Annotated in this window: 18 protein-coding genes; 7 read left to right on the top strand and 11 right to left on the bottom strand. The window is 68.6% G+C overall.

Annotation, left to right across the window (positions count from 1 at the left end; all coding sequences use genetic code 11):
* The first annotated feature begins 38 nt into the window (after positions 1-38).
* The 3 genes from ACUDP5_RS24160 to ACUDP5_RS24150 all read left to right on the top strand — a co-directional run bounded on the left by ACUDP5_RS24160 (position 39) and on the right by ACUDP5_RS24150 (position 4,156).
* Entirely contained in the window at positions 39-560 is a 522-nt protein-coding gene (locus tag ACUDP5_RS24160) for a sigma-70 family RNA polymerase sigma factor (protein WP_175217833.1), read from the top strand.
* A complete protein-coding gene (locus ACUDP5_RS24155; RefSeq protein ID WP_445657384.1) occupies positions 557-1,510 on the top strand; it encodes a FecR domain-containing protein in 954 nt (317 codons plus the stop codon). Before ACUDP5_RS24160 ends, ACUDP5_RS24155 begins: the two co-directional genes overlap by 4 nt.
* A 183-nt stretch (positions 1,511-1,693) precedes the next feature.
* Positions 1,694-4,156 (top strand): TonB-dependent siderophore receptor, encoded by a 2,463-nt coding sequence (locus tag ACUDP5_RS24150; RefSeq protein ID WP_445657383.1) that lies wholly within the window; start codon positions 1,694-1,696, stop codon positions 4,154-4,156.
* Positions 4,157-4,208: 52 nt separating this feature from the next.
* On the opposite strand, the gene ACUDP5_RS24145 is transcribed toward ACUDP5_RS24150, so the two are convergent.
* From ACUDP5_RS24145 to acnA, 3 genes are read right to left on the bottom strand one after another with little or no spacing between them, the layout of a single operon-like run.
* Positions 4,209-5,264 carry a lactonase family protein gene (locus tag ACUDP5_RS24145; RefSeq protein ID WP_445657382.1) on the bottom strand — a complete coding sequence of 352 codons (1,056 nt, stop codon included), beginning with the start codon at positions 5,262-5,264 and terminating at the stop codon, positions 4,209-4,211.
* 50 nt (positions 5,265-5,314) lie between these two features.
* On the bottom strand, positions 5,315-6,211 hold the full coding sequence (locus tag ACUDP5_RS24140) for a GntR family transcriptional regulator (RefSeq protein ID WP_025139248.1): 897 nt from the start codon (positions 6,209-6,211) through the stop codon (positions 5,315-5,317).
* 24 nt (positions 6,212-6,235) lie between these two features.
* Positions 6,236-8,941: an aconitate hydratase AcnA gene (gene acnA, locus ACUDP5_RS24135; RefSeq protein WP_445657381.1), complete on the bottom strand. Its 2,706-nt coding sequence runs from the start codon at positions 8,939-8,941 to the stop codon at positions 6,236-6,238.
* A gap of 86 nt (positions 8,942-9,027) precedes the next feature.
* On the opposite strand from acnA, the gene ACUDP5_RS24130 reads away from it, so the two are divergent.
* The gene (locus ACUDP5_RS24130; RefSeq protein ID WP_445657380.1) at positions 9,028-10,026 is read left to right on the top strand and encodes a Bug family tripartite tricarboxylate transporter substrate binding protein; all 999 of its coding nucleotides are present in this window, start codon (positions 9,028-9,030) and stop codon (positions 10,024-10,026) included.
* A 19-nt stretch (positions 10,027-10,045) separates the two neighbouring features.
* Here the strand turns inward: ACUDP5_RS24130 and ACUDP5_RS24125 are convergent, their stop codons facing one another.
* The 4 genes from ACUDP5_RS24125 to ACUDP5_RS24110 all read right to left on the bottom strand — a co-directional run bounded on the left by ACUDP5_RS24125 (position 10,046) and on the right by ACUDP5_RS24110 (position 13,416).
* The gene (locus tag ACUDP5_RS24125; protein ID WP_445657379.1) at positions 10,046-11,317 is read right to left on the bottom strand and encodes a type II toxin-antitoxin system HipA family toxin; all 1,272 of its coding nucleotides are present in this window, start codon (positions 11,315-11,317) and stop codon (positions 10,046-10,048) included.
* Positions 11,314-11,751 (bottom strand): helix-turn-helix transcriptional regulator, encoded by a 438-nt coding sequence (locus ACUDP5_RS24120; protein ID WP_445657378.1) that lies wholly within the window; start codon positions 11,749-11,751, stop codon positions 11,314-11,316. Before ACUDP5_RS24120 ends, ACUDP5_RS24125 begins: the two co-directional genes overlap by 4 nt.
* Before the next feature lie 238 nt (positions 11,752-11,989).
* Entirely contained in the window at positions 11,990-12,664 is a 675-nt protein-coding gene (locus tag ACUDP5_RS24115) for a 2OG-Fe(II) oxygenase (RefSeq protein ID WP_445657377.1), read from the bottom strand.
* The gene (locus tag ACUDP5_RS24110; protein ID WP_445657376.1) at positions 12,661-13,416 is read right to left on the bottom strand and encodes a DNA-3-methyladenine glycosylase family protein; all 756 of its coding nucleotides are present in this window, start codon (positions 13,414-13,416) and stop codon (positions 12,661-12,663) included. Before ACUDP5_RS24110 ends, ACUDP5_RS24115 begins: the two co-directional genes overlap by 4 nt.
* 137 nt (positions 13,417-13,553) lie before the next feature.
* On the opposite strand from ACUDP5_RS24110, the gene ACUDP5_RS24105 reads away from it, so the two are divergent.
* Positions 13,554-14,243: an HAD family hydrolase gene (locus ACUDP5_RS24105; RefSeq protein ID WP_263910127.1), complete on the top strand. Its 690-nt coding sequence runs from the start codon at positions 13,554-13,556 to the stop codon at positions 14,241-14,243.
* Positions 14,244-14,318: 75 nt separating this feature from the next.
* Here the strand turns inward: ACUDP5_RS24105 and ACUDP5_RS24100 are convergent, their stop codons facing one another.
* The 3 genes from ACUDP5_RS24100 to ACUDP5_RS24090 form a co-directional block, all read right to left on the bottom strand.
* Positions 14,319-15,092 carry an SDR family oxidoreductase gene (locus ACUDP5_RS24100; RefSeq protein ID WP_445657375.1) on the bottom strand — a complete coding sequence of 258 codons (774 nt, stop codon included), beginning with the start codon at positions 15,090-15,092 and terminating at the stop codon, positions 14,319-14,321.
* A 174-nt stretch (positions 15,093-15,266) separates the two neighbouring features.
* Positions 15,267-16,304, bottom strand: a complete 1,038-nt coding sequence (gene rtcA / locus ACUDP5_RS24095) for an RNA 3'-terminal phosphate cyclase (protein ID WP_263910129.1) — start codon at positions 16,302-16,304, stop codon at positions 15,267-15,269.
* Positions 16,305-16,359: 55 nt separating this feature from the next.
* Positions 16,360-17,589 (bottom strand): RtcB family protein, encoded by a 1,230-nt coding sequence (locus tag ACUDP5_RS24090; RefSeq protein ID WP_263910130.1) that lies wholly within the window; start codon positions 17,587-17,589, stop codon positions 16,360-16,362.
* A 200-nt stretch (positions 17,590-17,789) separates the two neighbouring features.
* Between ACUDP5_RS24090 and rtcR the strand changes: the two genes are divergently transcribed.
* Positions 17,790-19,418 (top strand): RNA repair transcriptional activator RtcR, encoded by a 1,629-nt coding sequence (gene rtcR, locus ACUDP5_RS24085; RefSeq protein ID WP_263910131.1) that lies wholly within the window; start codon positions 17,790-17,792, stop codon positions 19,416-19,418.
* 94 nt (positions 19,419-19,512) lie between these two features.
* Positions 19,513-20,052, top strand: a complete 540-nt coding sequence (locus tag ACUDP5_RS24080; RefSeq protein WP_263910132.1) for an MgtC/SapB family protein — start codon at positions 19,513-19,515, stop codon at positions 20,050-20,052.
* 43 nt (positions 20,053-20,095) lie between these two features.
* On the opposite strand, the gene ACUDP5_RS24075 is transcribed toward ACUDP5_RS24080, so the two are convergent.
* Complete coding sequence (locus ACUDP5_RS24075; RefSeq protein WP_263910133.1) at positions 20,096-20,482, bottom strand: VOC family protein; 387 nt, start codon at positions 20,480-20,482, stop codon at positions 20,096-20,098.
* Positions 20,483-20,513 lie beyond the last annotated feature (31 nt).

Below are 20,513 nucleotides of genomic sequence, written 5' to 3'. Positions count from 1 at the left end.
ATAATTATTCCCATTTAGATTCCATCGCGAGCCGCGCCGTGTCCTCGACCGACTCCCTGCCCAACGACGCTGTCACGCAGATCTACCGCGACCACCACGGCTGGCTGTCCGGGTGGCTGCGCAAGAAGCTTGGCAATTCCTTCGATGCCGCCGACCTGGCGCATGACACCTTCGTGCGCCTGATGGGGGCGCGCGTGCGCGAGGGCGGCGGGGCCGAACCGCGTGCGCTGCTGACGCACATCGCCAAGGGCCTGGTGGTGGATCACTGGCGCCGCCGCGCGCTGGAAGACGCCTACCAGGCGGCGGCCGCGCAGTTGCCGCCTTGCGAGGCGCCGTCGCCGGAAGTGCGGGCGCTGATCCTCGAAACCCTTTACGCCATCGACGCCACCCTGCGCACCTTGCCCGCCAAGACGCGCGAGATCTTCCTGGCTTCGCAATTCGACGGCATGGCCTATGCCGACATCGCGCGGGTGCAGCGCGTGTCGCTGGCCACGGTCAAGCGCCACATGCAGAAGGCGCTGACGGCCTGCCTGGTGGCCTATCACGCGAGCGCGGCATGACGGCGGCGCCGGACCGCGCACTGCTGGAGGAGGCCGCCGGCTGGCTGGTGCGGTTCCAGTCGGAAGCGCTGTCGGCGTCGGACCATGCCGCCTTTGAACGCTGGCGCGGCCGCAGCCCGGCGCACGCCGCGGCCTGGGCCCGCGCCCAGGACATGCTGCGCAGTTTCGGGCAGGTGCCGCCCGCCCTGGGGGCGCAGGCCTTGCGAGGGCTGGACCGGCCGGGGCGTCGCCAGGTGCTGCGCACCGTGGCGGGCCTGCTGGCGCTGGGGCCGGCCGCGTGGCTGGCCTGGCGCGAGCTGCCGTGGCGCGAGTGGGCGGCCGATGCGCGCACGGCCGCCGGAGAGCAGCGCCGCCTGCAACTGGCCGACGGCACGCAGCTGATCCTGAACACCGCCACGGCCGTGGACATCCTGTACACCGCGGATCAGCGCGTCGTCTGGCTGCGGGCCGGTGAAATCCTGCTGACCACCGGCAAGGACCCGTCGCCGGTGCTCCGGCCGTTCATCGTGCGCACGGCGCAGGGCACGGTGCAGGCGCTGGGCACGCGCTTCCTGGTGCGCGACGAAGGCCGCCGCGTGCGCGTCGCGGTGTTCGAAGGTGCCGTGGATATCGGTCCGGCGGGCGGCGGCGCGCATCGCGTGCTGCAGGCCATGCAGCAGACGGTGTTCGATGCCGGGCACGTCGCCGCGGCCACCGACGCGGATGCCGCGCAGGCCTCGTGGGAGCACGGCATGCTGGCCGCGACCAACTGGCGCCTGGCCGATCTGGTGGACGAGCTGGCGCGCTATCGCCGCGGCTTTCTGCGCTGTGATCCGGCCGTGGCCGATCTGCGGGTGTCGGGCGCTTTTCCGCTGCACGACATCGACGCCGGCCTGCGCCTGCTGGAAAAGACGCTGCCGGTGCGGATCAGCCGGGTCACGCCGTACTGGGTCAGCGTTACGGCGCGTTGAAGCGGGGGCGCTGCAAGACCTCGCGGGGGACAGGCTGTCTGACGGCGCAGCAGGCCGATACCCCTGGCGGCCCGTTACAAATTGATCGCCGATTTCCTGACACTTTTTTCGCCTTCGTCCGGTGTACCGGGTGAATGATCGCGGCCCGGCCGCGACGCCCCGCCCCTAACGAAGGATCGTCACATGGTTTCCCGAAGCTCGCATCCCCAGTCCGTTTGCCGTCCCCCGGCCGCGCCATCGCCCGCGGTAAGCGCGGTGCGGGCCGTCAGCCTGGGGGTGGCGCTGCTGTTCGCGGCCACCGCGGCGCCGTCGGTGCGTGCGGCCGAGGCGGCCAGTGCGCCGGCCGGCAAGGCCTACGCCATTGGCGCCGGCCCCTTGGGCGACGTGCTGGCGCAATTTGCCGCGGCGGCGGGCGTGCCGCTGTCGTTCGACCCAGCCGTGCTGGCAGGGCAGCGCAGCAGCGGTTTGAATGGCGTCTACACGGTGCGCGACGGCTTCGCGCACCTGCTGGCCGGGTCCGGCTACGCGCTGGCCGAGCAAGGCGGCGGCGCCTATTCGCTGCGCAAGCTGCCGGCGCCGGAAGCCGGCGTGACGACCTTGCCCGCGGTGACCGTGGCCGCGGCGGGCGTGAACTCGTCGGCGTTGCCGGCCGAGTACACCGGCAACCAGGTGGCCCGCGGCGGCCGCGTGGGCCTGCTGGGCAACCAGGACGTGATGGATACGCCCTTCAGCGTCACCCACTACACGTCGGACCTGCTGGCCAACCGCCAGGCCGTCACCCTGGCCGATGCGCTGAACGTGGATTCCTCCGTGCGCTTCACCGGGCAGATCGGCGGCGTGACCGATTCGTTCTACATCCGCGGCTTTCCCATCGGCGAAGGCAACCTGGGCGAGATCGCCTTCGACGGCGTCTATGGCGTGGCGCCCAATTACCACGTGTTCACCGACTACATCGAACGCGTCGAAGTGCTGAAGGGCCCTGCGGCGCTGTTGTACGGCATGTCGCCCAACAGCGGCGTGGGCGGGGTGATCAATATGGTGCCCAAGCGCGCCTTGCCCGAGGACCTGACGCGCCTGTCGGCCGACTACGTGGGCTCGTCCCAGTTCGGCGGCCGGGTGGACCTGAGCCGGCGCTTCGGCAACGACGGCGAATGGGGGGTGCGCGTCAATGCCATGCACCGCCAGGGCGATACGCCGCTGGACAATCTGCATTCGCGCACCGACATCGGCGCCCTGTCGCTGGACTACCAGGGCACGCGGTTGCGGGCGACGCTGGACGTCTTGATGCAGAACGAAAAGGTCGACGCGCCGACGCGGCCCTTCCTGGTGGCCTCGGGCCTGCAGGTGCCGGGCGCACCGGACGGCCGCCGCAATGCGACCCAGCCCTGGGGCTGGTGGAAGTCCGAGGGGCAGTCGGCGCTCTTGCGCGTGGAATACGACATCAGCGACCGCCTGACGGTGTTCGCCGATGCGGGCGGCTCGGACACGTACGTGACGCGCCTGTCCGACCAGACGCCCACCATCGTCAACGCGGCCGGCGACACGCTGGTGACGCCGAACAACTCCAAGTTCCAGATCGACCGCAGCACCTACAACGCAGGCCTGCGCGCCAAGCTGGATACGGGGCCGGTGCGCCACGCCATCAGTTTCATGGGCAGCCTGTACAGCGATCGCAACCTGCAGGCCAGCGTGCTGGGCACGCCGCTGTCGTCCAACATCTACCATCCCGTGACGCGGCCCGAGCAGTTCATTCCCGCGCCCGCCAACCTGCCCAAGGTGTCGTCGTCGGACCTGACCGGCTTTGCGCTGGCCGACACCATGAGCATCCTGGACGACCGCGCGCAATTGACGCTGGGCGTGCGCCAGCAGCGCATCGAGTCGCGCAACTTCAACGCCACCACGGGCGCGCGCACCCTCAGCTATGACGAAAGCGCCACCACGCCGCTGGCCGGCCTGGTCGTCAAGCCGTGGAGCAATGTGTCGCTGTATGCCAACTACATCGAAGGCCTGAGCAAGGGCGACGTGGCGCCGGCCACCGCCAGCAACGCGGGGCAGGTGTTCAAGCCCTACAAGGCCAAGCAGAAAGAGGTGGGCATCAAGGTCGACCTGGACAGCGCGATGCTGACCCTGAGCGCATTCGAGATCACCAAACCCAGCGGCCAGTTGACCGGCAACGTGTACGCCGCCGACAGCGAGCAGCGCAACCGCGGCCTGGAGCTGAACCTGTCGGGCGAGCCGTTGCGCGGCCTGCGCCTGTTGGGCGGCGTGACGCTGCTGGACGCGGAATTGACGCGCTCCAGCAATCGCGCCGTGCTGGGCAACCAGCCGGTGGGCGTGCCGCGTGTGATGGCGAACCTGAGCGCCGAATGGGATACGCCGTGGGTGGCGGGGCTGACGGTGACGGGCGGCGTGATTCACACCGGCAAGGAATACGTCAACCAGGCCAACACGCAATCGGTGCCGTCGTGGACGACTGTCGACCTGGGCGCGCGCTATGCGACGAAGATCCAGGGCAAGGACGTGACGCTGCGTGCCAACGTCGTCAACGTGTTCAACCGCGGCTACTGGTCGGGCGTGGCATCGTACGGCACGATCTCGCAAGGCGTGCCGCGCACGCTGATGCTGTCGGCGTCGATGGATTTCTAAGGGCGTCCGGGGCCTGCGAACAGGGCGGGCCTCGTGCCCCGCCCTTGAATGACTACGCCAGCCTGGGCGCGAACACCAGGCACACCGGGCTGCCGATCCGCTGCGTGCCGCCGTCATGGGCCAGCGTGCCGTCGTCGGGATGCACGCGAAAGCGTTCCAGCGTGTCGCTGTCTTCGTTCAGCGCGAAGAGAAAGCGGCCATCGGGCGCCAGCGTGAAAAATCTTGGCGTCCTGCCGTGCGTGGCGGCGTGCTGCACCGGGGCCAGTCGCCCGGTCTGCGCCTCCACACGGAACACCGCGATGCTGTCGTCGCCGCGGTTCGACACATACAGGTGGCGGCCGCGCGCGTCGATCGCGATGCCCGCGGCGCGGCTGTTGCCGGTGTACGTATCGGGCAACGAGGGCAGCACCTGGAAGGGGCGCAGCGCTTGTTCGTCCAACGCGTACGCCGTCACGGTGTTGTCCAGTTCGTTGATGACATAGGCCCACGGCGCCGAGGGATGAAACACGGCGTGCCGCGGGCCGGCGCCTTCGCGCGCAGTGGCGACATGAACCGCCGGATCGCCCACGCGGTCGTCGTGCAAGGCATGCAGGAACACGCGGTCCAGGCCCTTGTCGGGCACCATCACGTAGCGCCCGGTCGGGTCCACCAGGTTGTAGTGCGGCTTGGCGTGGGGCTGTTCCTTGCGGTGCGGGCCCGGCTCGCCCGGCATGGCGATCTGCTGCGCCACGGGTTCCAGGCTGCCGTCTGCGGCCACGGGCAGCACGGCCAGCGTGCCGCTCAGGTGGTTGGACACCATCAGGTAGCGGCCCGACGGCGCCAGCGCCAGATGCACGGGGTTCAGGCCGTCGCACGACTGGCTGCGCCAAAGCGTCAGCCGGCCGCTGCGCGCATCGCGTCGCAGCGTGCTGACTTCGCGGCGGTCGCCATGCACCGCATACAGCACGGGCAGCGACGGGTGCGGCAGCAGGTATGACGGGTTGACCAGATCGCCGACGACTTGCGTGAGCGTCAGCGCGCCGGTCTCGGGCGCATAGTCGAAGACGCTGATGCCATCGCCGCGGGCGTTGCGTTCGCGGGTGGTGCGGGAACCGATGTAGACGTGCATGGCCAGGGCCTGTTCCAGTAAGACAAGAAAAAGGCCATGCCAGGCAGGCCCTATGAAGCGAGGATGCCGCTGATGCGGGTCAGGTTGTCGAGCGTGCTGCGCAGGTGGGCGGCCAGCGCCTGGGCGGCCTCTTCGTTGCGCTCGCGTTCGAGCAGGTCGAGAATTTCCAGGTGCTGGTCGCAGTGCTGCTTGTAGCGGCTGCGGTCCTGCATCGAGCGGTACGACAGCAGCCGGCGCACGCGGTTGACGCGCTTGATGGTGTCGATGAAGAACGGATTGCCCGAGGCTTCGACCAGCGACTCATGAAAGCGCACGCCGCGGTCGTGCAGCTGGTCGGCCGTGTCGGTGGCGATGCCGCCGTCCAGCAGGTGGCGTTCGGCGGCGCGGCAGCGTTCCAGCACGGGCTTGTCGATGCGAAAGCCGGGTTCCAGCAAGGCGGCCGGCTCCAGCGCCAGGCGCAGCCGGTACGACTGCAACAGGCTATCGGGCGTGGTCATCATCGACGAGAATTCCCAGCCGTAGCCCGGGCGCCGCTGCGCCCAGCCTTCCTGCGCCACGCGCGCCAGCAAGGCCTGGGTCTGCGCCTGGGTCAGCGCGTAGCGGCTGCGCAGCAGCGCTTCGCTGCACTGCATCGGCAGCTCGCCGCGCAGCAGTTCGTCGGCCAGCTGGAAATAGCGCTGCGTGACGATGTCGTCGGCGGCGGGCGGGGCCAGGTCCATGGGCGCCTGCGCCAGGGCGTCATAGGCATGCTGCAGGAAATACCCGCGGTTGGGCTTGCGCGCCACGATGCCGTGCTGCTCCAGGATGCCCAGCGCGTCATTGACCGGCGAGCGCGACAGGCGCAGGCGATCCGCCAGTTTCTGGGCCGTGAGGTGGGCGCCGCCGGGCAGGCGGTCTTGCCGGATCAGCTCCAGGATCTTGCTTACGGTGTTGGTCTGCGCGCTCATGGGATGGCCCGGGTTGCGGGGGCCTCAGCTGCCTGGGCCCGGTTCGGCCGGCGCCTGTCCATGGGCGCCGAGGGTATCCGCTAGGATAGCGGGAATCACCCCGCCCATCCGCAACAGACGCAGTTCCAATTGGGTTTCCACGGCGGCCGTGGCGGTCAGCGGTTCCTGGCGGCCATCGGCGCGCAGCACGCGCACCGCGACGGCCTGGCGCGGCGCCAGGGCGTCGGCGGGGCAGTCGATGTCGATGCGGTCGCCGGGCTGGATCCCCAGGGTCTGCGGCGTGACGCCCGCGGGCAGGCGCAGGGGCAGGATGCCCATGCCGATCAGGTTCGACCGGTGGATGCGTTCAAAGCTGACCGCCAGCACCGCGCGGATGCCCAGCAGCCGCTGGCCCTTGGCGGCCCAGTCGCGCGACGAGCCAGTGCCGAAACGCTCGCCGGCCAGCAGCACCACCGCGTCGCCGTCGCGCCGATAGCGGTCGGCGGCTTCCCAGATGGGTTCGAGGCGGCCGCTGGGGGCGTGCCGCGTATGGCCCACCGGGGCGCCAGGGCACAGCAGGTTGACCATGCTCTTGCTGTAGAAGGCGGCGCGCATCATCACTTCCCAGTTGCCGCGGCGCGAGGCGAACACGTTCAGGTCGTCGCGGTCGTCGCCTTGCGCGACCAGGAAGTCGGCGATCAGGCTGCCTGGCGGAATCGCGCTGGCGGGCGACAGGTGGTCGGTGGTGACGTCGTCGCCCAGCACCAGCAGCGGCCAGGCAGCGTAGCGGCCCAGCTGGCTGGCGGGGCCGGCGGCGGCAAAGGGCGGGCGCCGCAGTGCGGTCGATGCCGGGTCCCATGGAAAGCGCGGCGTGTCGGGTGATTGCAGCGCCTGCCATTGCGGATTGGCGCTGGCTATCCGGAAGGCTCGGGCAAAGTCGTCGGCGCGCAGGCCCTGCGTCAGCGCGGCGTCGATCTCGGCGTCGTCGGGCCACAGGTCGCGCAAGTACACGGCGCGGCCGTCGGGCGCGACCTGCACCGGTTCGCGCGACAGATCGCGTTCGGCATCGCCGGCCAGCGCAAAGGCGATGACCAGCGGCGGCGACATCAGAAAGCCCAGGTCCAGGTCGGGATGGATGCGGCCGGTGAAATTGCGGTTGCCGGACAGCACGGCCACCGGGTGAATGGCGCCGGCAGCCATGGCGTCCTGCACGGCCTGGGGCAGCGGGCCCGAGTTGCCGATACAGGTGGTGCAGCCGTAGCCGACGATGTCAAAACCCACGGCGGCCAGGTCGTTCAGCAGGCCGGCCCGCGCCAGGTAGTCGGCGGCCGCGGGCGAGCCGGGGCCCAACGAAGTCTTGACCCAGGCCGGCACCGTCAGCCCGGCGCGGCGGGCCTTGCGCGCCAGCAGGCCGGCGGCGATCAACAGGCGCGGATCCGACGTGTTGGTGCAGCTGGTGATGGCGGCGATGGCGATGGCGTGGCGCGGCAGCGCGGGAGCTGGGGCGGATGCGGGATCGGCGGGTGGCGTGGGTGCGCGATCGGCCGGCGACACGGATTGCGGCGCGCTTTGCGCCTGGAAGTTCAACGCGGCCAGGATCTCGCGCGTCTGGCGGTACGGGTGCAGGTCCTGCGGCCGCTTGGGGCCGGCCACGTGCATCTGCACCTGGTCCAGCGCGATTTCGATCTCGCGGGTGTAGCGAGGGTGGGCCGCCGGGTCCAGCCCGATGCCCGCGCTGGCGGCATAGGCGCCCACCCGCGCGATGTGGGCCGCGTCGCGGCCGGTCTGGCGCAGGTAATCCAGCGTGGCGTCGTCGATAGGGAAATAGCCGGTGGTGGCACCGTACTCGGGCGCCATGTTGGCGACCACGCAGCGGCTGCCCGCCGACAGCGTCGCAACGCCGGGGCCGAAGAATTCGACGAATTCGCCCGACACCTGGATGGCGCGCAGGCGCTGCGTCACCGTCAGCGCCAGGTCGGTGGCGGTGACGCCGGGGCCCAGCTTCCCGGTCAGGCGCACGCCGATCACGTCGGGAATGCGCAGCAGGGTCGGCATGCCGAACATCACCGTCTGCGCCTCCAGGCCGCCCACGCCCCAGCCCAGCACGCCGATGCCGTTGATCATCGGCGTGTGGCTGTCGGTGCCGATCATCATGTCCGGGTGCAGCGCGCCCGCGTCATGGCATACGACGGTGGCCAGTTGCTCCAGGTTGATGGTGTGCATGATGCCGGTGCCGGGCGGATGGATGCGCACGTTCGACAAAGCCTTCGAGGCCCAGCGCAGGAAGCGGTAGCGCTCGGCATTGCGGCGCAGTTCCAGCGCCAGGTTCTGCGTGGCGGCATCGGGCTGCGCATAGGCCTGCACGGCCAGGGAATGATCCACCGACACGTCTACCGGCAGCACCGGGTTGAGCACACGCGGGTCTACCCCGGCCTCGTCCAGCGCATCGCGCATGGCGGCGATGTCGACCAGGGCGGGCGTGCTGGTGGTGTCGTGCATCAGCACGCGGCCGGGCTGGAACGCGATCTCGGCTTCGCTGGTGCCGTGCGCCAGCCAGGCCATCAGCGCGGCCACGGCCTCGTCGCGCTCAATGCCCTGCATGTTGCGCAGCGCGTTTTCCAGCAGCAGGCGCAGCACCACCGGCAGGCGGTGGTAGTCGGGGCCGACCGTCGCGGCCAGGTCGATATGGGTGTAGGCCACGCCATCCAGCGTGAAGCCGGTGCGGCGCGGCGAGGCATTGGTGTTTTCCATAGCTGCCAGTTTTGCATATTGAATGCATAAAATGCAATTAAGGAAAAACCCGGCCGCCACGACGCAGGCCACCCAGGAGACTGACCATGACCCTCATCCGTACGCTTGCCGCCAGCGCGGCCCTGACCTTGGCAGCCGCCACGCCGCTGCATGCCGCAGATGCCCCCCCGCCCGGCGTCGGCAGCGGCCGGCCCATCACGCTGATCGTGCCGTTCGCCGCGGGCGGCGGCGTCGATGGCATGGGCCGTCTGCTGGCCGAACGCCTGCGCGCCGAACTGCCGCAGGGCGTGGTGGTGGAAAACAAGCCGGGCGCAAGCGGCATGCTGGGCGCGCAGACGGTGGTGCGCTCAGTGCCCGACGGCACGACCTTGCTGCTGGGCTCGGCCGGCGAAACCGCCATCAATCCGTTGGTGTTCAAGGGCAAGATGCAGTACCAGCCCGAACGCGACCTGGCGCCGATCGCGCTGGTGGCGCGCGTGCCCAACGTGCTGGTGGCCAGCCCCAAGCTGCCGGTGGCCACGGTGCAGGAACTGGTGGCCTATGGCCGCGCCAACCCCGATCGCCTGACCTACGCCACCAGCGGCGTCGGCAACCCTCAGCACCTGAACGGCGAACTGCTGCAATCGCTGGCCGGCATCAAGATGGTCCACGTGCCGTACAAGGGCGCGTCGGCGCAACTGGTGGACGTGGCCGCGGGCAGTGTCGACCTGACCTTCGTGAGCCTGGCGGGCGCGCTGCCGTTCATCAAGAGCGGCAAGGTCAAGCCGCTGGCCGTCACGTCGGCCAAGCGGGCCTCGTTTGCGCCCGACATTCCTGCCGTGGCCGAATACGCACCGCTCAAGGATTACGCGCTGGAAAACTGGTTCGGCATTTTCGTGCCGGCCGCCACGCCCGTCGCGGTCCGCCAGCAACTCGCCGCCGCCATCGACCGCTGCCTGCGCGATGAAAAACTGGTGGCCAGCCTGCGCGAACTGGGCGGCGAGGTGCAGCCGATGTCGCCGGACGCGTTCCGCGATTTCATCCAGGCCCAGACCGCCGTGTTCGCCAAGGTCGTGGCGGACGGGCATATCACGGCGGAGAATTGATAGGGGCCGTCAGCAGCGTTCAGCCGGCGGCTAGTCGGAAGGCGTCAGCCATTCGGTCTTGTTCGCGGGCGGAAAGGCCCAGGCGTTGAGCCAGGGTTCGCCATTGACGGACGATGCCGCGGAACGTTTCGATGATGTCGTCCGCCTCGTGCAGATCGAGCCTGAAGTATTCGGCGACCTCGCGCGCAAGCGTCAGATTCAGTGCGTTGTCCGACGGGGTGATATTGAGCTTCAGGCCGTCGGCCATGGCCACCGGGTTCATGTCGTAGGCGGCAGACAGCCTCCATCCCGCGCCGGGCACCCAGAGAAAACCGTGATTGCGCAGGTGATCGTCGGTGTTCGAAACGAGCAGGTTGAAGACGATTCGTGACCAGAGCTCTTTCAGGTCGGTTCGGGTTTGCGATCCGTGCCGGATCAGGACTTCGGCAAGTTCCAGATAGCTGGCGCCGGTGGATGCGTCATCGCCGTCCGTGCGGCCGGTCATGGTCATGGCCGATGCAAAGTGGATGCGTCGCCCGCTTTCCGTGCGGTCAAACCGGCGGACGATAAAGCAGTGGTGATGGCTGGAAAATTTGCGGGCTTGCGCATCCGCGACCCTTAGCCCGCAGCCGACCGCCAGGGCGTTGACCAGCATCTCCCAGCCGCCGACATCGACTTCGTCGCGGGTGCTGGGGAATTTTGCGATGCAAAGGTGGCCCGTGTTGTCGCGCACCGTGGCCTTGGGCCTGGCGCCACCGAGCGAGCCGCCTGGGGCCATGAGCATCCGCAGCCATTCCTGGCCTTGCGGCGCGCGATTGTCAGGATCTTCTTCGAGGGCTCGGCTTGCCCTTTCCAGTGCGTGAATTTCGGTGAAGGGGGGCGCGGCGACGGTGTGCCGATTGTCGAGGAAGTCTCCTTCGTCTTCCCGCTTGTAGCGCAAGGCGCCGACGCGATAAAGATCGTGGACGCCCAGCAGGTAGTCGGACTCGTGCAGACGAAGGCCGCCGGGTTGCAGGCCGGCGCGGATGTCGCGTTCCAGGCGGCGGTCCATCAGCAGCCGGCCCCAGCGATCGGGACTGGAGTCGGCGAAGACGCCAAACCGGTCTTGAGGCGGGGCAGGGTATTGGGGGCCTTCGAACGGATAGATCCGCGGATCGAGTGTCAGGCTTGCAAGCCGGGAATCAGACAGGGCGGCGGGGTCGTAGCGGAATTCGAAAGTCTCGTGCGCACGTGTCTTGCGGGAGTGCAGCCAGCCGAGCCGCGTGGGCTGGGGTAAGCCGTCCCAATCGCCGTACACCCCGATCGTCGTCATGACTTGCGGCCTCGAGGGCGGGTGGGTGGGGGCTGCAGCAGCGCCGCCAAGTCTTGCGCCGTGACGCCCGGCGTGGCGTCGGGTTGCCGTTGCGAATAGGCGGCGATGCGCGTCGTCGGTTCGGCCAGTGTCGACGCGGTGTGGTCCGCGGGATGGGCGGGCTGTATATCGGGTGGTGTGCTGCCTTGCCTGATCAGACGGGCATCCTGAAGCTGACGGCCCAGCGCGTCGCGGGCGGCCATGTGTTGCAGGTCTTGCTCAAGGCCCAGCACCTGCATCACGGCAAGGTAGGCGCCAATGGTGGCGCCCGGGCCGCCGGCTTCGAGCGACCGCAGGGTGGTCGGCGACATGCCGGCGCGTTCCGCCACCTGCTTGGCAGTCAATTTGCGCCGCAAGCGCGCAAGCTTGAGCCGCTCGCCGAATTCGCGGAGCAATTGGTTGGTTGCGGGAAGAAGAGGGGCAGTGCGTTGAGCCATATAAACAGTATTTTTACGCTATTCACGTGAAAACACCAGAATATTGCCATTTATAGGACTGAATCCGCATCAATTCCGGCTTAGGCCCAATTTTCCGAAAAAACATCAATATTTTGATGTTAAAGACATAAAAAAGTTTAAATATTGACGTTATAAGGGTCAAAGACGGTGTGGCCGCCCTGCCAGGTGGCGCGTGTCACAGCGGCCCCAACGGCAGTTCCAGCCCCACCCGCACCCCGCTGCGCACGCGGCTGATGGCGTGGCGCAAGGTCGCGCGGTAGTCGCCCTGCGCGCCGCGAATGGGGCGGTGCGCGGCGGCGATCAGGGCGGCATCGCCCAGGGCCAGCGGCAGCACCAGGGGGCGCGATTGCTGGCGGGGGCGTTGCTCGGTCATGACGAATTCGCCGCCCGTGAAGTCGTGGCCCGGGGCAGTCAGCAGGGCGACCAGCCGCAGCGGAAAGGCCGATTCATCGGCGTCGTATTCCAAGGGATGGGAATCGCCTTCGCGCAGGCGGTGGATCACGGCGGCGTTCGGCAGTGCCAGCGGCAGGCTGTGCGTGTCGAGCCCCAGCCGCTGCGCCCAGGTCCGCGCCAGTGATTCAAGCCGCGCATGCAGCGCCGCCTGCAATCCTGCCAGCGCCATGGGCAAGGGTGCGCCGAGCGAGGCGCGTTCGCCTTGCCCGGCGAGGGTGGGCAAGCGGTGGATGCCGCCGGCCTTGTCGTTGCCCTTTGGGTCGTCGAGCCGCTGCGCTAATTCCCGCGCCTGGGCTGGCGTAAACAGCGCGGGCAAGCGTGCCCAGCCTTCGGCATCCAGCGCCTGTTCGATGCGTGCCCAGTCGTAGCGGTCCAGGCCCTGAGCCATCGCGCTCATGGGGCCTGCGGCGTCGGCGTTGCCGGCATGCGCCACAGATACCACGCCGCGATGGTGCGATAGGGGCTGAAGGCCTCGCCGATCGTGCGCATCCGGGCGGGCGAGGGCGCCTTGTCCAGCCGCTTCAGGCGGCGGTAGCCCTCGCGCACGCCGTAGTCGTCGACCGGCAGGATGTCCATGCGTTCCAGCGTGTAGATCAGCAGCATTTCCACCGTCCAGCGGCCCACGCCGCGCAGCGCCACCAGGCGTTCGACCAGCGCATCGTCCGTCATCGCCAGCGCTTCGTCGCGGCCGGGAATGACGCCGTCCAGCGCCGCCTGGGCGATGCCGCGGATGGTGGCCAGCTTCGAGGCCGAAAAGCCGCAGTCGCGCTGCGCCTGCGGGTCGGTGCCCAGCAGTGTGGCGGGCGGCGGAAACGTCTGGCCAGGGTACAGCGCCAGGAATCGCCCCAGGATCGCGTCGCCGGCGCGCGCATGCAGTTGCTGGTAGGCGATGGCGCGCACCAGCGCCTGGTAAGGGTCGCGCGCCGGCCGCGACTCGTGGCGGCACGGGCCGATGGCGGCGACGTGGCGGGCCCAGTCGTCGTCCAAAGAGGCCAGGTGTTTGGCGGCGCGTCTGTACAGGGCGGTGGGCGGCGGCGGAATCGGGGGCGCTGCGGCGGCAACGGCCGGGGGAGCCTCGCGGGCGGAGTGGCGGGCAGGCTTGCGCGGCGAGGCCGCGGGGGCGGTGGGATCGGATTTCGGTGGCGTCATGGACGACGGGGCGTGGCAGGGGGAAGGACAGCATAGCGGCCCATGCGGGAATTGGCACTCCGGTGCTTGCGGTCGCGACCCGCTGCTGCGGTGCAGTATGCTCTAGGGCTTCCCGGACTCTTCCCCTGCTGCCCGCAATGACTGATTTTCCCTTTGACGCCGTGCTGTTCGACTGCGACGGCGTGCTGGTCGATTCCGAACCCATCACCGCCCGCGTCCTGACCGAAATGCTCAACGAGCTGGGCTGGGCGATCACGTTCGAAGAGGCCACCCGCATCTTCACCGGCAAGGCCGTGCGCGACGAGCTGCCCCTGATTCAATCGAAGACCGGCGTGGCGCTGTCGCCCGACTGGTTCGCGCAGTTCCGCGAGCGCCGCAATGGCGCCCTGGACCGCGAACTGCTTGAAATTCCCGGCGCGCCGGATGCGGTGCGGGCCCTGCACCAGACGCTGGACGGCCGTATCGCCGTGGCGTCGGGTGCCGACCGTCGCAAGGTTGAATTGCAGCTGGCCAAGGTCGGCATCGCCGACTGCTTTGGCGAGCGGGTCTTCAGCGGCCACGAAATGCCGCGCAGCAAGCCCTTTCCCGACGTCTACCTGGCGGCTGCCAGCGCGCTGGGCGTGGACCCGACGCGTTGCGCGGTGGTCGAAGACACCATCACCGGCGCCACGGCCGGCGTTGCCGCAGGCGCCACGGTGTTCGGCTATAGCCCCGACGGCAACGGCCACAGCAGCGCCGAGGCCCTGCGGGGCGTGGGCGTGGCGCACGTGTTCACCGACATGAAGCAATTGCCGGCCCTCTTGGCCGGCTGGGCCGCGGCGCGCTGAAACGCCGGCTGAAAACGTGGCGGCCCGTCCGGTCAGGGCGGGACCGCCATGTCGGGACCGATCTGCCCGTCAGGCTCAACGGGCGTACTGCTCGCCGCCGTCCAGGTCGATGACCGTGCCGCTCAGGTAGCCCGCCCGGGGCGAGGCGCCAAACACCACCATGTCCGCCACTTCCTCGGCTTCCATCAGGCGGCCGAAGGGCAGGTCGGACAGGGTTTCTTCCCAACGCGATTCGTCGCCCCAGCGCGCCTGTGCACGTTGCCTGGCCAGCGTCAGCACGCGGTCGGTGCGCGTGCGCGACGGATTCACGCCGAAGACGCGTACGCCGTGGCGCGGCGCATCGCCACCCAGGGCGCGGGTGAAGGCAATCAACGAGGCGTTGGCGGCTGCGCCACAGATGTAGTCGGCGCGCGGGGCCGATCCGGCCATGCCGATGACATTGGCGATGACGCCCGTGCCGGCCTGCCGCATCAGCGGGTAGTAGTGGCGGGCCAGGTCGATGTAGCCGTGCACCTTCAGTTCCCACCCTGCGCGCCAGCGAGCATCCTCCACCTGGTCCAGCGCGCCGCCGGGTACCGCGCCGGCATTGTTGACCAGAATGTCGACCGCTCCCGCTTCATCGAGCACGCGCGCCGCCGCGCCTGCTTGCGCCAGGTCCAGCGCCAGCGTGCGCGCGGACGTGCCCGTCTGCGCCTGGATCGCCTGGGCCGCGGCCTGCAGCGCCGCACCGTCGCGCGCGACCAATATCGGCTCGGCGCCTTCCCGCGCGAACGCCATGGCGCACGCCAGGCCGATGCCCTTGGACGCGCCTGTCACCAGCACGCGCTTGCCTTGCAGCTGCAAATCCATCCGAAGCTCCTCGCGGTCGCGCCCGCCGACGACATGCCGGGGCGCTGTGGGAAATCGACCCGGGCAACCCGGTGTCGTACAGCGCAGTTGTAAACCAGATGCCTGCGGCCGAACAGCCGTGGCCGATATCAGGCAACGGCCCGCCTGCATTCCGAACGACGTGAGCGCCGGCATTCAAGCCGGCGAGATATCGACGCGATGCCCGCCCGCCTGCGCGGCATGGCGAATGACCACGGGCAGGAAGCGTTCGATCACCGACGCATTCGTGCTGGTGTGCCCCGTGATCTCGGAACAGGTGAAATACGCCGGCGTGCCGCTGTCGTGCACCGCCAGCGCCAGCAGCAACAGCCATTGGTCGGCCAGGTGCGGCCCCAGTGCCGCGTCGCTGGCAAGATACGCGCCGACCTCGCGCGCCAGCGTGCCGGCCACCGTTTCCGCATGGACGCCCTTGGCGCCGTATGCCGTGAAAACCTCGGTGACCTCGGCATGCGCCAGCGTGGCGGTCAGGGCATTGCCCGGGCCTTCGTTCTGGTGCGAGGCGGCGACAAGCAACTGGTCCTGCGTCCAGCCCAGTTGCTCGGCCAGTACGTCCAGTTCGCGCCGCGCGATGGCGCGCGGCAGGCCGGCCACGATGCATTCCGCGGACAGGTTTTGCACCGCGCCGCGCTGCGCGATATCCACGGGGACCAAGCCCTTCACCGGGGGCGTAATCTCGGCCGTCACCGCACCGCCGCCCGCCGGATAGAAGCCGCGGCGGCGCAGGTCCAGCGTCAACCCCGCGCCCAGCCGGCGCGCCAGCGGCGCATAGGCGCGCGCCAGGAAATCGAACGACGGCGCCAGCGGGTTATGCGTGCCGCCCTGCAATTCCAGGCGGCTGGGACCGTCGGCCCGCAGCAGCGCCGGCAGCACGGTCTGCAAGACCAGCATGCAGCTGCCGGCGCTGGCGATCGCGTAGCGGTAATCGCCCGCGCGTATCGGGCCCGGCGTGAAGCGCAACTGCTGCGAGCCGAGTTCGGCGCCTTCGCACTCGGCGCCGCTGATCTGCATCGCCGCCTGCACGCAGGCCAGATGCTGGCGCATCAGGCCGGGCTTGGAACGCCTGGCGCGGATGCGCTCGATGCGCAGCGGCACGCCGGTAATCATGGAAAGCGCGAGCGCGGTGCGCAGCACCTGCCCGCCGCCTTCTCCTTCGGAACCATCCAGTTCAATCATTGCCATTCTTCTTGTTCAACGTCTTGTTCAACCGGGCTGGTTCAGCCCGGTTTTTTCAACCCTTCACGCACACGATCTGCTTGAGGGTGTAGACCACTTCCACCAGGTCCTGCTGCGCCTGCATCACGGCGTCGATGTCCTTGTACGCCATCGGGATCTCGTCGATCACGTTGGCGTCCTTGCGGCATTCCACGCCCTCGGTCGCGGCCACCTGGTCGGCCACCGTGTACAGCTTCTTGGCCTTGGTGCGGCTCATCTTGCGGCCGGCGCCGTGGCTGCAGCTCATGAAGCTTTCCGGGTTGCCCTTGCCGCGCACGATGTAGCTCTTGGCGCCCATGCTGCCCGGAATGATGCCCAGTTCGCCGGCCTTGGCGCTTACCGCGCCCTTGCGGGTCAGCAGCACCTCTTCGCCGAAGTGGGTTTCGCGGCTGACATAGTTGTGGTGGCAGTTCACCGCTTCCATGTGCGCCTCGAACGGCTTGCCGATCACCGAGCGCGCGGCGCCCACCACGCGATGCATCATCACTTCACGGTTGGCGCGCGCGAACTTCTGCGCCCAGCCCACCGCGCGGACATAGTCGCCGAAGTACTTCGAGCCTTCCTCGAAGTAGGCCAGGTCCTGGTCGGGCAGGTTGCGCTGGTGCTGCTCGGCATCTTTCTTGGCCAGCTCGATGAACATCGTGCCGATGGCGTTGCCGACACCGCGCGACCCCGAGTGCAGCATGAACCACACCGACCCCGCTTCATCCAGGCACACTTCGATGAAGTGGTTGCCCGTACCCAGCGTGCCCAGGTGCTTGTAGTTGTTGGTGTTGCGCAGGCGCGGGTAGTCCTGGCACAGCGCTTCGAATTCCGGCGACAGGGTGCGCCAGGCGATATCGGCTTCATCGGGCGGCGTTTCCCACGACCCCTGGTCGCGGCCGCTGCGGCGCGGCGAGATGCCGTGCGGCACGGCTTTCTCGATGGCCGTGCGCAGCGGGCCCAGGTTGTCCGGCAGGTCGTTGGCGTGCAGCGTGGTCTTGCACGCCATCATGCCGCAGCCGATATCCACGCCGACGGCGGCCGGAATCACGGCCTTGATGGTCGGAATCACCGAACCCACCGTCGCGCCGATGCCGTAGTGCACGTCGGGCATGGCCGCGATGTGCTTGTAGATGATGGGCAGGCGGGCGGCGTTTTCCAGTTGCTGGAGGGCTTCGCCCTCGACCGGCACGCCTTCGGTCCACATCTTCACGGGAACGCCCTGGGCGACTTGGTGCAGCTTGTACGTCATGTTCTTCTCCATTGCATGGTGAGGGGCGGCGGGCCTTGCGCGCCGCCTGCTTCTCTCTATGCAATCGCCGTGCCAGCTTTTGAAAATAGCCTGCATGAATCTTGCAAGCCTTTGATGTGAAAGGAAATGGTGGCCATTGCGCCAGGGTTGCCAGTCGCAGGGGCTGCCTCTAGAATCCTGATAACTTATAAATATAGCTAGAAATATAGAAAATGAAACCGATCGTGGTCGTGGGGTTCATCGGCACCCAGCTCGATGCCGGCACGGGGCCGGCCCGTTGGGAAAAGTGGCGCCCCACCGTGGCGCTGACGCAGCACGAAGACCGTGTCATCACCCGCATGGAATTGCTGTACACCGCCCGCCACCGACGGCTGGCCGACCTGATCCAGGCCGACATCGCGGCCGTGTCCCCGGAAACCGTCGTCAACCTGGTCGAAGTCGACCTGGCCGACCCCTGGGACTTTGGCGAGGTCTACCACTGCCTGTACCAATGGGCGCGCGCCTATCCCTTCGATGTCGAGCGCGAAGAATACTGGGCTCACATCACCACCGGTACGCACGTGGTGCAGATCTGCCAGTTCCTGCTGGTGGAATCGCGCGTGTTGCCCGGCGTGCTGGTGCAGACGGCGCCGCCGCGGCGGCAGCGCCCGGGCCAGCCGGGCGACCTGGCGCTGATCGACCTGGACCTGTCGCGCTATGACGTGATTGCCCAGCGCTTTGCCGACGAGCAGCGCGATGCGGTCGACTTCCTCAAGCGCGGCATCGCCACCCGCAACGCCAGGTTCAACGCGCTCATCACCGAGATCGAGCGGGTGGCCCTGCGGTCCCGCGCGCCCATCCTGCTGGCCGGGCCCACCGGCGCCGGCAAGTCGTTCCTGGCGCGGCGCATGTTCGAATTGAAAAAGGCGCGGCACCATATCGCGGGGCCGTTCGTCGAGGTCAACTGCGCCACGCTGCGCGGCGACACGGCCGCGGCGGCCTTGTTCGGCCACAAAAAGGGCGCCTACACCGGCGCGGCGGCCGACCGCGCCGGCTTGCTGCGCACCGCGCACGAAGGCGTGCTGTTCCTGGACGAGATCGGCGAACTGGGCGTGGACGAACAGGCCATGCTGCTCAAGGCCATCGAAGAGCGGCGCTTCTATCCCGTGGGCGCCGACCGCGAGGTCGACAGTGATTTCCAGCTGATCGCCGGCACCAACCGCGACCTGCGGCGCGAGGTCGCGGCGGGGCGCTTTCGCGAAGACCTGTACGCCCGCATCAATATGTGGACCTACGACCTGCCCGGCCTGGCCGCGCGAGCCGAAGACATCGAGCCCAACATCGACCACCTGCTGGCGGCCTACGCCACCGAGCACCATCGGGCCGCGCGCTTCAATGTCGAAGCCCGCCAGGCCTACCTGGCCTTCGCGCAGAGTGCCGAGGCCCCGTGGCGCGGCAACTTTCGCGACCTGTCGTCCAGCATCGCGCGGTTGGCCACATTGGCCGAAGGCGGGCGCATCAGCCTGGAACTGGTAGAGGCCGAGATTTCCCGGCTGCGCTGGCTGTGGCAACGCGACGGGCAGGACGCGGCGGCCACGCCGGCTGCGCCGGACCTGCGGGCGTTGCTGGGCGACGCGCGCGTCGACGCCATGGATCTGTTCGACCAGCTGCAACTGCAAGCGGTGCTGCAGGTCTGCGCCCAGGCCCGCAGCCTGTCGGACGCCGGCCGCAAGTTGTTCCAGGCGTCCCGCGCCGAACGCAGCGTGGTCAATGATGCGGACCGCCTGCGCAAGTACCTGGGCAAGCATGGGCTGCATTGGGACCAGTTGCGGACAGACGCGGCCTGGGTGGCGCCCCTATAGGGCCACGTCCTTGTCGCTGCTATGCTGGTTCTGGCCGGCGCGGCGATGCCCGGCGCCGCGTCATTCAGCGTTCACCCCTTGCCCGGAGACGGCGATGTCGGAAATCTGGTTGGAAGTCTGGAGCACCCTGCGCAGCGAATTTGCCGACATTCCGGACGTCGGCGAAGCCACGCGCATCGTGCTGCGCCTGGGCATGGCGGTCATCCTGGGCGGCCTGCTGGGCTACGAGCGTGAACGCAGCGGCAAGGCGGCCGGCCTGCGGACCCATATGCTGGTGGCCCTGGGCGCCGCGATCTTCGTGCTGGTGCCGCTGCAGAACGGCATGCAGGTGGGCGACCTGAGCCGGGTGCTGCAGGGCGTCATCGCCGGCATCGGCTTTCTGGGCGCAGGCGCCATCATCAAGCTCAGCAATGAACGCGAGATCCGTGGCCTGACCACGTCGGCCAGCATCTGGATGACGGCCGCCATCGGCGTGGCCGCGGGCATGGGCCGCGAGGCCACCGCCGTGGCCAGTACGCTGATGGCGCTGTTCGTATTGGCGGTGTTGCGGCGGGTCGAAGCCCGCATCGCCGACCGGGGCGCCAGGCGCGTCATCGAAAGCGAAAAGGGCCCCATCGAACGCGACACCGCGTGACGCGCGCCAGGCCGGCCGGTTGCTGCCGGCGGCCTGCACCTGCCTACTTCTTCAATTGCACCAGCACGAACTCGTTGCCGTACAGGTCGATGAAGTGTGCGTAGACGGCGAAATTGTCGTGCACCGGTTCACGCGTGAAGCGCACGCCCCGGGCGACGAAGCGGGCGTGGTCGCGCACGACGTCGTCGGTGTAGAACACGCCCACCGGCTGGCCGCCGGTCTGGTCGCCGACGCGGTCGCGTTGCGCCTGGGTCTGGGCCTGCAACAGCCACACGCCCACCGATGGCTGTTCGGGCAGGCGCAGGTGCACGAAGCGTTGCTGGCCCACGGCCATGTCGACGAACACCTCCATGCCCAGCTTGTCCTGGTAGAAAGAAATGGCGGTGTCGTAATCGTTGACGAGCAGGACGAGACGGCCCAGCGAATGCATGTCAGGACTCTCTTTGTAGTGGTATGTGCGG

The sequence above is a fragment of the Achromobacter sp. NCFB-sbj8-Ac1-l genome (assembly GCF_052695805.1).
This window is presented reverse-complemented; position numbering and strand designations above follow the sequence as displayed.